Origin of the sequence: Actinoallomurus bryophytorum (assembly GCF_006716425.1) — a bacterium.
Taxonomy (GTDB): domain Bacteria; phylum Actinomycetota; class Actinomycetes; order Streptosporangiales; family Streptosporangiaceae; genus Actinoallomurus; species Actinoallomurus bryophytorum.
This window is the reverse complement of record NZ_VFOZ01000001.1, coordinates 816803-830587: the sequence shown is the minus strand read 5'-3', so window position 1 is coordinate 830587 and position 13785 is coordinate 816803. Positions and strand designations below refer to the sequence as shown.

Genomic DNA, 13785 nt, shown 5'->3' with positions numbered 1-13785 from the left:
GGTGGTTGTCCGGCGAACTTCATTCATCAGTTCGATTTCGGCCCCGAGTGGGCCGTCCGTGGCCGCGGGAGACCTGGCCGATCGCGAATGTGTCTCACCATGTGGAATGAGTGGTGTCACGGGCCGTACACCTGTGGCAGACTCACTGACATCATGCGCTGCGGACTTCTCATTATCGGCGAGCGCGTCGGCTGATCTCACTACATCGCCGACGCGCTGACCTCTCACGACCGTGAGGGGTCATTTTGTTTTCCGGGGCAGTGCGCTCACTCTCAGCAGAGGAATCGACACCCATGCAGGATGACGGCTTCCACGTCTACGACACGACGCTTCGTGACGGGGCCCAGCAGGAGGGCCTCAACCTCTCTGTGGCCGACAAGCTGGCCATCGCGCGCCACCTCGACGAGCTGGGCGTCGGTTTCATCGAGGGCGGCTGGCCCGGCTCCAACCCCAAGGACACCGAGTTCTTCCGGCGTGCCCGGACCGAACTCGGGCTGAAACACGCGCAGCTCGCCGCTTTCGGCGCGACCCGCCGAGCCGGCGCGAAGGCCGCGGACGACCCACTCGTGGCCGCGCTGCGCGAGTCCGGCGCGCCGGTCGTGACCCTTGTCGCCAAGAGTCACGACCGGCACGTCGAACTGGCCCTTCGTACGACGCTGGAGGAGAACCTCGCGATGATCCGCGACACGGTCTCCCACCTGTGCGCGGAGGGACAACGCGTCTTCCTCGACGCCGAGCACTTCTTCGACGGCTACCTTTCCAACCCCGCGTACGCCGTCGAGGTGGTCCGCACCGCCGCCGAGGCCGGCGCATCCGTGATCGCGCTGTGCGACACGAACGGCGGCATGCTCCCCGACGAGCTGGCCGACGTCGTGGGGGCCGTCGGGGCGTCGGGCGCACGGCTCGGCATCCACTGCCACGACGACAGCGGCTGCGCGGTGGCCAACACTCTCGCGGCGGTCCGTGCCGGAGTGACGCATGTGCAGGGCTGCGCCAACGGGTACGGCGAGCGCAGCGGGAACGCCAACCTGTTCACGGTCGTCGGAAACCTGCAGCTCAAGCGCGGTCACGACCTCGGTGTCCGGCTCAGTGAGATGACACGCGTCGCGCATGCCGTCTCGAAGGTGACCAATGTCGCGCCGTCGTCGCAGCAGCCGTACGTGGGCACGTCGGCGTTCGCGCACAAGGCGGGCCTGCACGCCTCGGCCGTCAAGGTCGACCCCATGCTCTACCAGCACATCGATCCGTCACTGGTCGGCAACGACATGCGCATGCTGATCTCCAGCATGGCCGGCCGCGCGTCCGTCGAGCTCAAGGGGCGCGAGCTGGGGTACGACCTGAGCGGTGAGTCGGCCAAGCACGTGGTCGGCAAGGTGAAGGACCTGGAGTCCGCCGGCTACACCTTCGAGGCCGCGGACGCCTCGTTCGAGCTGCTGCTCCGCGAGGAGCTCTCAGGCTCGCGTACGCGGTTCTTCACGGTCGAGTCGTGGCGGACCATCGTCGAGCGCCGCACCGACGGCTCCCTCGTGAGCGAGGCGACGGTCAAGCTGCACGCCAAGGGCGAGCGGATCGTGGCCACCGGCGAGGGGAACGGCCCGGTCAACGCGCTGGACCGCGCGCTGCGCCTCGCGCTCGAACGCATCTACCCGGAGCTGTCCGAGCTCGAGCTGGTCGACTACAAGGTGCGCATCCTGGAGGGCACCCACGGTACGGAGGCGCGGACGCGGGTGCTGATCGAGTCCAGCGACTCCTCCGGGGAGTGGGGCACGGTCGGGGTCCAGGACGACGTGATCGCCGCCTCGTGGGACGCGCTGGAGGAGTCGGTGACCTACTGCCTCCTGCGCGCCGGCCACGCGCCGCTCTAGAGCACCGTCCGACGGATCGCTGTCCGGGTGCGCGGCGGCCTGGCCGCGCCGTCGGCTGAGTTGCTCCACCGCCCCGCGCGGCAGGGCGCCGCTCGTGCCGAACGCGATCCGTCGGCCACCCCTTGGCTCACTGCTTGGGAGCGGCCTGCTCGATGACCTCGAAGGACCACAGCTCGGCGGCGCTCGAGGCGGGGCCGCCGTGGCCGTGGCCGTGGCCTGTGGGCGCGTCGCCCTTCTCGGCGTCGGCCCGTGCCTGCTCGTGGCCTTTCTGGAACGACTGGCTCTCGGTCCAGCGCTGGAAGTCCTCCTCGCTCCGCCATCGGGTGTACACGAAGTAGCGGTCGTTCCCGTCGACGGGGCGGAGCAGCTCGAACCCCTCGAAGCCGTCGGCGTTCTCGACGAGGCCGGCGCGTCCGGCGAAGCGGCGCTCCAGCTCGTCTCGCATGGACTCCGGGACGGTCAGGACGTTGATCTTCACGACGCTCATGAGGGCATTGTCGCGCGGCACGGGTCCGGTACGGGTGAGGGGGGCCTTGTCGCGGGGCCATGGCCGACCAATGACAGGGAAATGTCCACTTTGTACTGTCTGGAAAAATGAACGAATGTCGGCACGTGCGTGTGCACGTGCATTTCATTGGTGACCTATTCGATACCGAGCAGAATCCAGCTACCCCTAGACTCTGTGTTCGCGCAGGTCAGGGCCGACATCGTGGCTCCGGGACCGGTTGGGTTTTCTAGCGCCATTGGGGAAAATGTTGTGCGAAGGGCGCTAAATAGGTGGCGAAGGTGCAAAAATCTAGCGCAGAATCTTCCACGCATCGGCCTTGGGGGGCACCTTCGCCGATGCGTTCATGTTCAGCAGGATCATCGGGGGCCGAATGTCTGTTTTGCTACCTTCTCAACGAACGTTGCGCTACGACCGCGACGCTGAGCTGCTCTTGATCGCCGAGGTCAGCCGCTGGCTGGACACGACGAGCCGCTCGGGCGACCAGGAGTCGATGGAGTCCGTCATGGCACTGCTGGAACGCCAGCAGCACGTGGCGGCCTGCCGGGCCCTGGACCGCCCGATCGAGGCCTGACCGCCCGGCACACGGGCGTGGAGCCGGGGTTCCTCCCCGGCGCGAATGAAATCATCGGACCCGGCCTGCCGTCGGAACGTTATACGCCGGCAGACCGGAGGACCGTGCCTTGGCGACGAGCACGACGAGCCGATGAAGATCCCCGGGTTCCGGCGGACCACGAGCCGCCCGAAGCCGCCGAGCCGCCCCCAGACCCCCACGGTCCGCCGCCCGCGTCCCCGGCCGGCCCGCCGAGGGGCACCAACCGCCGTACTGTGGCGGCAGCACGGTTTCAGGCTCGATAGCCTCAGTGTCGTGCGTATCGCGAGGTTCACCAAAGACGGCGATCTGTCCTTCGGGGTGGTCGGGGACGACGACACCATCGCCACTGTGGCCGCCCATCCCTTCGGCGAGATCCAGCTCACCGGTGAACGCCAGCCACTGGCCGACGTACGGCTGACGGCGCCGATCCTGCCGAACAAGGTGATCGCGATCGGCCGCAACTACGCCGAACACGCGAAAGAGCTGGGCAACGAGGTGCCGGCCGAGCCGCTGATCTTCATGAAGCCGTCCACGTCGGTGATCGGGCAGCAGGAGGCGATCGTCTACCCGTCGCTGTCCGAGCGCGTCGACTACGAGGGTGAGCTGGCCGTCGTCATCGGCCGGCTGTGCCGCGACGTACCCGCGCAAAGGGCCGCCGAGGTCATCCTCGGCTACACCTGCGCCAACGACGTGACAGCGCGCGACCTGCAGAAGAAGGACGGTCAGTGGACCCGGGCGAAGGGCTTCGACACCTTCTGCCCGCTGGGCCCGTGGATCGAGACCGAGCTCGACCCTTCGGACCTGGCCATCACCACGACCGTGAACGGCGAGAAGCGCCAGGACTCCCGTACCGACAAGCTGCTACACCACATCCCGGCGCTGATCGAGTACGTCACGCAGGTGATGACCCTGCTTCCCGGAGACGTCATCCTCACCGGCACGCCCGAGGGTGTGGGGCCGATGCGGGTCGGGGACGAGGTCTCCGTGACCATCGAGAACATCGGCACGCTCACCAACCGGGTGATCTCACGTGACTGACAACACGCCGCGCGTACGCTTCGCGCCGTCACCGACCGGCATGTTCCACGTCGGCGGCGCGCGGTCCGCGCTGTTCAACTGGCTCTACGCCCGCCAGCACGGCGGCGCGCTCGTCCTGCGCATCGAGGACACCGACGCCTCGCGCAACCGGCCCGAGTGGATCGACGGGATCATCCGGGCGCTGGCGTGGCTGGGCATCGACGAGGGCCAGTACGAGGGCCCGTTCTTCCAGTCGGCCAACGCCGAGGAGCACGGCAAGGCCGTCGAACGCCTCCGCGAGGCCGGCCGCGCGTACTTCTGCGACTGCACCCGCGACGACGTGATCGCCCGCACCGGCGACTCGTACAAGGGCTACGACGGCTTCTGCCGCGACCGCGGCCTGGAGGCCGGGCCCGGCAGGGCGCTGCGCTTCCGTACGCCCGACGAGGGCACCACGGTCGTCATCGACCTGATCCGCGGCAAGCCGGCCTTCGAGAACCACGCGATCGAGGACTTCGTGATCGCCCGCGCCGACGGCTCGGTGCTGTTCATGCTCGCGAACGTCGTCGACGACATGACGCAGGGCATCACGCACGTGATCCGCGCGGAGGAGCACCTGTCCAACACCCCCAAGCAGCAGCTGCTGTGGGAGGCGCTGGGCGTGCAGCCGCCGATCTGGGCGCACGTGCCCGTCGTCGTCAACGAGAAGCGCCAGAAGCTGTCCAAGCGCCGCGACAAGGTCGCGCTGGAGGACTACCAGGCGGAGGGCTACCTCGCCGAGGCGATGCGCAACTACCTGATGCTCCTGGGCTGGGCGCCGTCCGGCGACCGGGAGATCGTGCCGTGGAGCGTGATCGAGGAGGAGTTCCGCCTCGAGGACGTCCATCCTTCTCCGGCGTTCTTCGACGTCAAGAAGCTGCGCGCGTTCAACGGCGAGTACATCCGCGCCCTGCCGGTCGAGGAGTTCGTCGAGCGGAGCCGGCCCTGGCTCGTCGCGCCGTACGCTCCCTGGACGCCGGAGCAGTACGACGAGGACGTGTTCGCCGCACTCGCACCGCTCGCCCAGACCCGTGTGTCGGTGATGTCGGAGATCACCGCGATCGTGGACTTCGCGTTCCTGGCCGAGCCGGCCGTCGACGAGGCGTCGTGGAACAAGGCCATGAAGGAGCCCGCCGCCGCGATCCTGGCGGCCGCGCTCGAGGCGTACGCCGACGTGCCCTGGACGGCCGAGGAGATCAAGGCGCGTACGGAGGCGATCGGGGCCGAGCACGGGTTGAAGCTCGGCAAGACCCAGGCTCCGATACGCGTCGCCGTCACCGGCCGTACGGTCGGCCTCCCGCTGTTCGAGTCGCTGCAGGTCATCGGCAGAGAGCGGACGCTGGAGCGGCTGAGGAAGGCGATCGGCGCACTGTCCTGACGCCGATGGGACAATCTGGACACCAGGGCCACCGGCTGCGTACGGTGGCGCGGAAAGCGCTTTCCCTGGGCTCGGGAGGTCACGGGTGACGACACGCACTCTCGGCGTCATCATGAACGGCGTCACCGGTCGGATGGGACACAACCAGCATCTCGTCCGGTCGGTGCTGGCCATCAACGAGCAGGGGGGCGTTGCGCTCGGCGACGGCGAACGCGTCCTGCTCCGGCCCGTCCTCGTCGGGCGCAACTCCGCCAAGCTGCGTGCGCTCGCGCAGACCTATGGCCTGGAGGAGTGGACCACGTCGCTCGGCGAGGCGCTCGACGATCCCGGTGCCGAGATCTACTTCGACGCCCAGACGACGCAGGCGCGCGTCCCCGCCGTCACGAAGGCGATCGAGGCGGGCAAGCACGTCTACGTCGAGAAGCCGACCGCCGAGAGCCTCCACGGCGCGACGGAGCTGGCCGGCCTCGCGCGTACCGCGGGCGTCAAGAACGGCGTCGTACAGGACAAGCTCTTCCTGCCCGGCCTGCTCAAGCTGAAGAGGCTGGTCGACGGCGGCTTCTTCGGCCGGATCCTGTCGGTACGAGGTGAGTTCGGCTACTGGGTGTTCGAGGGCGACTGGCAGGCCGCCCAGCGCCCCTCGTGGAACTACCGCTCCGAGGACGGCGGTGGCATCGTGCTCGACATGTTCCCGCACTGGACCTATGTCCTGGAGAGCCTCTTCGGCCGGGTCGACGCGGTGACCGCACGCGCGGTGACGCACATCGCCGAGCGCTCGGACGAAGACGGCAAGCCGTACGACTCGACCGCGGACGACGCCGCATACGGGATCTTCGAGCTGGACGGCGGGATCGTCGCCCAGATCAACTCCTCCTGGTGTGTACGGGTCAACCGCGACGAACTCCTGGAGTTCCAGGTGGACGGCACGCACGGCAGCGCCGTGGCGGGCCTGCGCAACTGCCGGGTCCAGCACCGGGGCATGACGCCCAAGCCGGTGTGGAACCCCGACGTACCGGCCGAGCACGGCTTCCGCGGCCAGTGGCACGAGGTCCCGGACAACGTCGACTTCGACAACGCGTTCAAGACCCAGTGGGAGATGTTCATCCGCCACGTCGCCGACGACGCGCCGTTCCCGCACGACTTCGCCGCCGGTGCTCGCGGCGTGTACGTCGCCGAGGCGGGGCTGCGTTCGTCGGCCGAGGGTCGCCGTATCGAACTGGAGCCGCTCGATGATCACTCGTGAGAACCGCGTACGCCGGCGCCCGGCCCGCCGCTTCCTGCTCCTCCCCGTGCCCGGGGGAGCGCTCGAGTCCTACGAGCTCAAGGGGCCGCGCGCCTGGCCACGGCCGGACGCCCGGCCGACCTCACGCGTCGCGTACGCCGCCGCCCACGTCGTCGCCGACCCGCTCGCCGCCCCGGGCACCGCGACGCTCGACTGGGACACCACGCTGGCGTACCGGCGTCACCTCTGGTCGTACGGGATGCGCGTCGCCGACGCGATGGACACCGCGCAGCGCAACAGGGGCCTGGACTGGGAGGCCACCCGCGAGCTGATCCGCCGTAGCGCCGCCGAGGCGAAGACCTTCGGCGACCCGTACGAGCTGCTCGCCTGCGGAGCGGGCACGGACCAGGCGCCGGACGCCGCCTCTCTCGACGCGGTCACCGCCGCGTACACCGAACAGGCCGGCGTGGTCGAGGACGCCGGCGCCCGAGTGATCCTCATGGCCAGCCGGCAGCTCGCCGCGGTCGCGCGCGGTCCCGAGGACTACCACGAGGTGTACGGCCGCGTGCTGGACCAGGTCTCCCGTCCGGTGATCCTCCACTGGCTGGGGGAGATGTTCGATCCCCATCTGGCCGGATACTGGGGCTCGCCCGATCTGGAGCCGGCCACCGAGTCGTTCCTCTCGCTCGTACGCTCGCACGCCTCGTCCATCGACGGTGTCAAGGTCTCGCTGCTCGACGCCGCACACGAGACGCGGCTGCGGGCCTCGCTGCCGTCGGGCGTACGGCTCTACACGGGCGACGACCTCGACTACCCCTCGCTGATCAAGGACGGCAGCGACGCGCTGCTCGGCATCTTCGACGCGATCGCCCCGGCGGCGTCCGCCGCCCTGGCCGCCCTGGACCAGGGAGAGCCGGAGACCTACGACGCGATCTTCGCCCGTACGCTGCCGCTGGCCCGCAAGATCTTCGAGGCCCCGACGCATGATTACAAGACCGGCATCGTGTTCCTGGCCTGGCTCGCCGGCTACCAGGACGCGTTCGTGATGGTCGCCGGGGCACAGAGCGCACGGTCGGTGCTGCACCTGACCGACGTGTTCCGTCTCGCCGACCAGGCGGGCCTGCTGCCCGACCCCGACCTGGCCGTACGCCGGATGCGGTCCTTCCTCACCACGGCCGGGGTGCTGTGAACCGTCTCTCGCTGAACCAGTGGACGACGCGTCGCTGGTCGGTCGGGGAGGCGGTGGACGGCTGCGTGCGCCACGGGATCCCCGCGATCGGTCTGTGGCGCGAGCACGTCGCCGCGCACGGCTTGTCGGAGACGGCGGCACTCGTACGTTCTGCGGGCCTGCGCGTCTCGTCGCTGTGCCGCGGCGGCTTCTTCACGGGTCCGGACTGGCGCTCGGAGAATCGGCGGGCCATCGACGAGGCGGCGGTGCTGGGGGCGGCCTGCCTGGTCCTGGTGCCTGGTGGGTTGCCCGCGGGATCCAAGGACCTGTTGGGCGCGCGTGCCCAGGTATCCGACGCGCTGGCCGAGCTGGCACCGTACGCGACGTCGTGCGGTGTGCGGCTGGCGCTGGAGCCGCTGCACCCGATGTACTGCGGCGACCGGTCGGTGGTCTCGACGCTGAAGCAGGCTCTCGACATCGCGCCGCCGGACGTCGGGGTCGTCGTCGACTCGTTCCACGTCTGGTGGGACCCTGAGGCGGCGGACCAGATCGCTCGCGCGGGTTCACGGATCGCCGCCTTCCAGGTCTGCGACTTCCTGTTGCCGCTCCCGTCCGACCTGCTGCTCGGCCGCGCGATGATGGGCGACGGAGTGATCGACTTCCCGCCGCTGTACGCGGCAGTCTCGGCGGCCGGATACACCGGCGACATCGAGGTCGAGATCTTCAACGCCGATGTGTGGGCGGCCGATCCGGACGAGGTGCTCGCCACGATGAAGAAGCGCTACGCCGAACTCGTCCTGCCCCCTGGCTAGGCGCGCGCGGCGAGCGTACGTATCGCCAGGGCGGCCAGCAGCACGGGGACGATGAGGTAGGCGGCACGGAGCCCGGTGAGGTCGGCGAGCCGCGCGAGTACGAAGGGCGCGCCGCCGATCGCCATCCCGGAGGCGAGCGCGGCGCGGGCGGCGGCCCGGTCGTGCGCGTGCGGCCACGCGGCGACCGTACGGCTGACGGTGGTGGGGTACAGCAGCGCGACGCCGAGCCCGGTCACCACGAGCCCGACGGCGGCGAGGGGCAGCACCGGCGCCGACCAGAACACCACGAACCCGGCCGCCGCGACCCCGATGCACGTCAACATGAGAACCCGCACGTTCGGCAGCCGCCTCACGACCGGAACCGCGAGCGAACGCGCGACCGCCATACCGACGAGGAACAGCGACGCCACCGCGGGCGCCACCCCATCGGAGGCGTGATGCCAGTCGGTGACCGCCGAAGCCGCCCAGAAGACCATGCAGAACTCCACACTGACCGCGAGCAGCACCTCCACCCAGGGCCCGAGCAGAGCGGTGGCCCGGCCGGGGGGCGCGTCGTGCGGGGGAGCCGTGGCCACCGGAAGCGGAACGCGCCACACGGGCACGAGAACGATCGCGAGCATCACCAGGGGAACGAGCAGGTAACCCACCCGCCAGCCCAGCCCCGCGGCCAGCGCCCCCGCCACCGCGAGCGGAGCCAGCACCGATGCCCCACTGGCCAGCCCATTGGCCTCCCCGACCGCCGCAGCCGGCGCGTGCGGGTGAAGCGCCGTCAGGAGAGCGGGGGTCAACTGGATCAGCAAGGCCCCGCCGACACCGAGAAGCAGCGCCCCGGCCAGCGTGAGCGCCAGCGAGGACGTGGCGAGCAGCAGCCCTCCGAGGATCATCCCAACGATGGACACCCGCAAGGCCACGGGCCGGCCGAGCCACCCGACCACCCGCCCGCCGACGACACCGACGATCAGCAACCCGACCGCGAAGAGCGTGGGGTAGAACGCGACCCGGTCCCGGCCGACGTGCAACTCCTTCTGCAGCGGCACCAGGATCGCGCCGATCCCGTTGAGCAGGAAACTCATGCAGCTGAGGACGGCGTAGAGCAACCAGGTGGCTCTCCCGCGCGACAAACCCCCCGAATGATCCACATTCGGGAGACTAGCCCCAAGCGGGGAGCCCCCATGAGCCCCGGACCGCCGGAAACGACCACCACAGGGGACGATCAGCGCCCCACGAGCCCCCCACCGCCGAACCACCTCACTTGCCCGTTCGCGAGCGGTGGTGAATGTCCGCTAAACTCGCTGAGGCGCTGCGGACCAGGGGTTCGTGGCCTGTGGGGTATGGTGTAATCGGCAGCACGACTGATTCTGGTTCAGTTAGTCTAGGTTCGAGTCCTGGTACCCCAGCAAGCGTATGACCTGGAGTGGGAGTCTCATTGAGACCCCGCTTTCGTCATTCCCGGGCACGTTCGGGAACGGATAGGGAACAGCATCCTGAACCCGCTCTCTAGAGGCCTGCTGGAGCGGCCTTGATCACGGTCACTACCGAATCCAGGCGAGCCCTCTTGCGCCGGGTCTCAGGCCTGGGCACGCGGTCCGGCGGCGTGGGCGTCCGGTGGTCATCACCCGCTCGGGTGCGTACACGAAACCGGTGTCCTGGATGGAGGGTCGCCCACATTCCGCCGCCGATCCCACGACGCGGACGATGCTCTGTGCGGCCTTCTCGCGTACGAGAACCGCGGCGTCGGAATCGGTCGGCCGCAGCGCGGCCTGCACGTCCGTCGGTGGCCGCGGACTGCGCCGGGCGGATACGGCGGCCGGCGGATGCGTCCACACCACCACGCCGAGCAGCGCCAGAGTGGCCGCGAGAGCCAACGTCATGAGCGAGAGCAGCACGAGAAGCGCGCGAGGCGAACGGTCAGGACGAGGGATCCCTGTCATCCGGCGCCCGGGCGACGGGCTCGCTTGATCATCTGCCGTGGGGCGGGGTACGCGGCATGGGCCTGCGGCTTGGTCCGGTGCCACCGATGCCGGGCCGCACGCAACATTTCGGCGGGTAGGCCCATTAATGATCGGCGGAATTGCATGGCGTCGGCGGAAGCGCCTGCTGTCAGGGAGTAGGCGGAATATTATCGCGAATGGCGGTACGCCGGACACTTAGAGTTGCGATTCGATTACGCGTCGACAAGTTCGGCTATGGCTCATGAGCATCGGGATACGGATGGCGTCGTGGTCCTGTGATTAGGCCACAGAGAACCGCGACGTAAGGGGAATCAGTGCTCAAGAAACTCACCGCAACGGGAATCGTGGCGGCGGCGGCCGCAGGGTTCATGCTGCTCGGTGGTGCCGCGAACGCGGACCAGATCTCCCTCAACCAAGCAGAACACGCGCCGACCGCGTACCACCCCGGCCACCACGACGGCTGGGGCCGGTGGCACCACCGTTACCACCATCGCAACCCCTGGGGCCAGTGGCACCACCACGACCGGTGGAACCGGCATCGGTTCCACTTCCACCACTAGGCCGGCACATTTCAATTCCTGCCGCGACGGCCGGACGCCGTGGCCCGCTTGTCATCACAGGCGGGCCACGGCCCTGCGTGGATTCGGCAGGAGGCACAACGCGTGATCGCATTGATGGCTCGGCGATGTCTCCTAAAGCGCGGGAAAGCCCAAAGCGCCGATTATGCGCTCCGCCGACGGCCGGCTGTGAATCAGGCCACGTTCCGGCACTGCGGGCGATCCGCTGCCGACAGCGGCCAACCAGGGAAGGAGCGAGGCGCTTTCCTCGCATGTGACTGGAACGCGTTCTAGTATTGGTCGCCCGTCGCCGACGTCTGGAGCGGTTCCATGAGGTTCACCTACGCCGAGGCCATGACCGACCCGTCCTACTACGCGCCGCTCGCGCGTGCGGCCGAGGCGGCCGGGTACGCGAGCTTCTCGGTCGCGGACTCGCTCATCTACCCCAGGGAGTCCGACTCCACCTATCCCTACACCGACGACGGCAACCGTGAGTTCCTTGAGGACAAGGCGTTCATCGAGACGTTCACGCTGATCGCGGCGCTCGGTGCGGTGACCGAGCGGATCAGGTTCACGCCGTTCGTGCTCAAGCTCGCGGTGCGCCCGCCGGTGCTGGTGGCCAAGCAGGCGATGTCGATCGCGGCCCTGAACGGGGGGCGGCTCGGCCTGGGCGTGGGGTTGAGCCCCTGGCCCGAGGACTTCACCGTGATGGGTGTTCCGTGGGAGCGGCGCGGTAAGCGCATGGACGAGGCCATCGACATCGTGCGCGGGCTCAGCACCGGCGAGTACTTCGAGTACCACGGCGAGTTCTTCGACCTCCCGGCGGTGAAGATGTCGCCCGCGCCGCCCGAGCCGATTCCCATCCTGGTCGGCGGTCACAGCGACGCCGCCCTGCGGCGGTCCGTCGTACGCGGCGACGGATGGATGCACGCCGGCGGCGACCCCGAGGAACTGGACGCGATGCTGGCCAAGCTGGCGCGGATCCGCGAGGAGGAGGGCAGGGCCGGCGACCCGTTCGAGGTGCATGTCATCTCGCTCGACGCCTACACCACCGACGGCGTGAAGCGCCTCGAGGACAAGGGCGTCACCGACGCGATCGTGGGATTCCGGTGGCCCTATATCAAGGGATCCGACACCGAGCCGCTGGCTACGAAGATCGAGAACCTCGAACGCTTCGCCGAGACGGTGATCGCGAAGGTTTCCGGCTAAACGAGAACGGGTTATTGTTTCGCCATGACGGTCACGTGGGACGCGCCCGACTCCGACCATCCCGCCCGTCGCGCCGCGAAGGCCTCCATGGCCGCCGTCGCCGAGGGCCGCAAGGACGACTGGATCAGTCTCTTCACAGCGGACGCCCTGGTCGAGGATCCCGTCGGCCCCTCGATGCTCGACCCGGAGGGCAAGGGGCATCGCGGCCACGAAGGGATCCTCGGTTTCTGGGACTCCTTCATCGGCACCGCGAAGGCCTACCGCTTCGACGTCCGGGACTCGTTCGCCAACGGCCCATGCTGCGCCAATGTCACCACGATCACCATCACGCTGGACGACGCGGGCACCACCATGACCGTCGACTGCCTGCCGATCTACACGGTCGACGACGACGGCCTGATCACCTCGATGCGGGCCCACTGGGAGCCGGATCGCGCGATGGCCACCCTCACCAGGCCCTAGATCTGGGGAGGCAGGCCGAACCGCCGTACGAGGGCGGCGTCGTGGAACGCCGTGACGGCGGCGATGGCCGGGCCGCGCAGCGTGATGACCTGGACGGCGAAGGCCTTGCCTTCGTGGTACATGGCGAAGCCCGCCTGTCCGTTGGCCCGGACCGGAACCATCCGGGTACGCGCGCCGCGCAGCCTGGCGGTCAGCAGCCGGATGACGCTGTCGCGGCCGGCGAACCATGACGGGTTGGGCGGCATCTGCCAGACCGCGTCCTCGGTCAGCAGCCGGGTCAGTGCCGCGATGTCGGCCCGTTCGAAGGCGTCGGCGTACCGGTCGAGCAGGTCGCGCTGCTCCCGCTCGGCGGGTTCGGTCAGCTCGTCGATGGCCGGTTCCAGCCGGTCCAGTCGCGCACGGGCGCGCCGCAGCGTGCTGTGCACCGCGGCCGGGGTGATGCCGAGCACCTCGGCGGCCTCCTCCGCCGGCCAGGCCAGGACGTCCCGCAGGATGAGCACCGTCCGCTGCTGTACGGGCAGGTGCTGCAGTGCGGCGATGAGGGCCAGCCGCAGCCCGGCCCGTCCGGCCACGATGGCCGCGGGGTCGGCCTGCTCGTCGGGTATCGGCTCCAGCCAGGGGATCTCGGGATCGCGGGGGGCCAGCGCCGCCGGGTCGGTGGCCGGGCCGCCCAGCCCGGCCGGCAGCACCCGGTGGCCGCTGTGCCGCAGCGCGTTGAGGCAGGCGTTGGTGGCGATCCGGTAGAGCCAGGTGCGCAGCGAGGAGCGGCCCTCGAATCCCTGGTAGGACCGCCAGGCCCGCAGATAGGTCTCCTGCACGAGGTCCTCGGCGTCCTGCACCGACCCCAGCATCCGATAGCAGTGGGTCAGCAGTTCACGCCGGAACGGCCCGGTCAGTCGGACGAACTCATCATGCGGCTGCTCGATCATGGTCACCCTTGTAAGGACACGCCAGACCGCCGGAATTCGTCGGGTCCGGCCCGGCCAATCGCGCGGGGACCCCGG

Annotated in this window: 14 protein-coding genes and 1 tRNA gene; 11 read left to right on the top strand and 4 right to left on the bottom strand. The window is 69.2% G+C overall.

Annotation, left to right across the window (positions count from 1 at the left end; all coding sequences use genetic code 11):
* Window positions 1-293: 293 nt before the first annotated feature.
* Entirely contained in the window at window positions 294-1865 is a 1572-nt protein-coding gene (cimA, locus tag FB559_RS03980; RefSeq protein WP_141953363.1) for a citramalate synthase, read from the top strand.
* A 127-nt stretch (window positions 1866-1992) separates the two neighbouring features.
* Here the strand turns inward: cimA and FB559_RS03975 are convergent, their stop codons facing one another.
* Window positions 1993-2352 carry an antibiotic biosynthesis monooxygenase family protein gene (locus FB559_RS03975; RefSeq protein WP_141953361.1) on the bottom strand — a complete coding sequence of 120 codons (360 nt, stop codon included), beginning with the start codon at window positions 2350-2352 and terminating at the stop codon, window positions 1993-1995.
* Window positions 2353-2743: 391 nt separating this feature from the next.
* Here FB559_RS03975 and FB559_RS03970 point away from each other — a divergent pair, with 391 nt between their 5' ends.
* From FB559_RS03970 to FB559_RS03945, 6 genes are all read left to right on the top strand, one after another.
* On the top strand, window positions 2744-2944 hold the full coding sequence (locus FB559_RS03970) for a hypothetical protein (protein WP_141953359.1): 201 nt from the start codon (window positions 2744-2746) through the stop codon (window positions 2942-2944).
* Window positions 2945-3238: 294 nt separating this feature from the next.
* Window positions 3239-4003: a fumarylacetoacetate hydrolase family protein gene (locus FB559_RS03965; protein WP_141953356.1), complete on the top strand. Its 765-nt coding sequence runs from the start codon at window positions 3239-3241 to the stop codon at window positions 4001-4003.
* Window positions 3996-5399 (top strand): glutamate--tRNA ligase, encoded by a 1404-nt coding sequence (gene gltX, locus FB559_RS03960; RefSeq protein WP_141953354.1) that lies wholly within the window; start codon window positions 3996-3998, stop codon window positions 5397-5399. Before FB559_RS03965 ends, gltX begins: the two co-directional genes overlap by 8 nt.
* Window positions 5400-5484: 85 nt before the next feature.
* Window positions 5485-6642, top strand: coding sequence for a Gfo/Idh/MocA family protein (locus FB559_RS03955; protein ID WP_141953352.1), 1158 nt, complete (start codon window positions 5485-5487; stop codon window positions 6640-6642).
* Window positions 6629-7810, top strand: coding sequence for a dihydrodipicolinate synthase family protein (locus FB559_RS03950; protein WP_141953350.1), 1182 nt, complete (start codon window positions 6629-6631; stop codon window positions 7808-7810). Before FB559_RS03955 ends, FB559_RS03950 begins: the two co-directional genes overlap by 14 nt.
* On the top strand, window positions 7807-8601 hold the full coding sequence (locus tag FB559_RS03945) for a sugar phosphate isomerase/epimerase family protein (protein WP_141953348.1): 795 nt from the start codon (window positions 7807-7809) through the stop codon (window positions 8599-8601). Before FB559_RS03950 ends, FB559_RS03945 begins: the two co-directional genes overlap by 4 nt.
* On the opposite strand, the gene FB559_RS03940 is transcribed toward FB559_RS03945, so the two are convergent.
* Complete coding sequence (locus tag FB559_RS03940; RefSeq protein ID WP_141953345.1) at window positions 8598-9674, bottom strand: MFS transporter; 1077 nt, start codon at window positions 9672-9674, stop codon at window positions 8598-8600. The two genes, FB559_RS03945 and FB559_RS03940, sit on opposite strands and share 4 nt — an antisense overlap.
* A 252-nt stretch (window positions 9675-9926) precedes the next feature.
* On the opposite strand from FB559_RS03940, the gene FB559_RS03935 reads away from it, so the two are divergent.
* Window positions 9927-9998: transfer RNA gene (locus tag FB559_RS03935), tRNA-Gln, on the top strand.
* A gap of 135 nt (window positions 9999-10133) precedes the next feature.
* On the opposite strand, the gene FB559_RS03930 is transcribed toward FB559_RS03935, so the two are convergent.
* A complete protein-coding gene (locus FB559_RS03930) occupies window positions 10134-10472 on the bottom strand; it encodes a hypothetical protein (RefSeq protein WP_141953343.1) in 339 nt (112 codons plus the stop codon).
* 395 nt (window positions 10473-10867) lie between these two features.
* Here FB559_RS03930 and FB559_RS03925 point away from each other — a divergent pair, with 395 nt between their 5' ends.
* The 3 genes from FB559_RS03925 (at window position 10868) to FB559_RS03915 (ending at window position 12781) form a co-directional block, all read left to right on the top strand.
* Window positions 10868-11113, top strand: coding sequence for a hypothetical protein (locus tag FB559_RS03925; RefSeq protein ID WP_141953341.1), 246 nt, complete (start codon window positions 10868-10870; stop codon window positions 11111-11113).
* Between the two features lie 327 nt (window positions 11114-11440).
* Window positions 11441-12319, top strand: coding sequence for a TIGR03619 family F420-dependent LLM class oxidoreductase (locus FB559_RS03920; RefSeq protein ID WP_141953339.1), 879 nt, complete (start codon window positions 11441-11443; stop codon window positions 12317-12319).
* Window positions 12320-12343: 24 nt separating this feature from the next.
* Window positions 12344-12781, top strand: coding sequence for a nuclear transport factor 2 family protein (locus FB559_RS03915; protein ID WP_141953337.1), 438 nt, complete (start codon window positions 12344-12346; stop codon window positions 12779-12781).
* On the opposite strand, the gene FB559_RS03910 is transcribed toward FB559_RS03915, so the two are convergent.
* Complete coding sequence (locus tag FB559_RS03910) at window positions 12778-13710, bottom strand: RNA polymerase subunit sigma-70 (protein WP_185792028.1); 933 nt, start codon at window positions 13708-13710, stop codon at window positions 12778-12780. The two genes, FB559_RS03915 and FB559_RS03910, sit on opposite strands and share 4 nt — an antisense overlap.
* Between the last annotated feature and the right edge of the window lie 75 nt (window positions 13711-13785).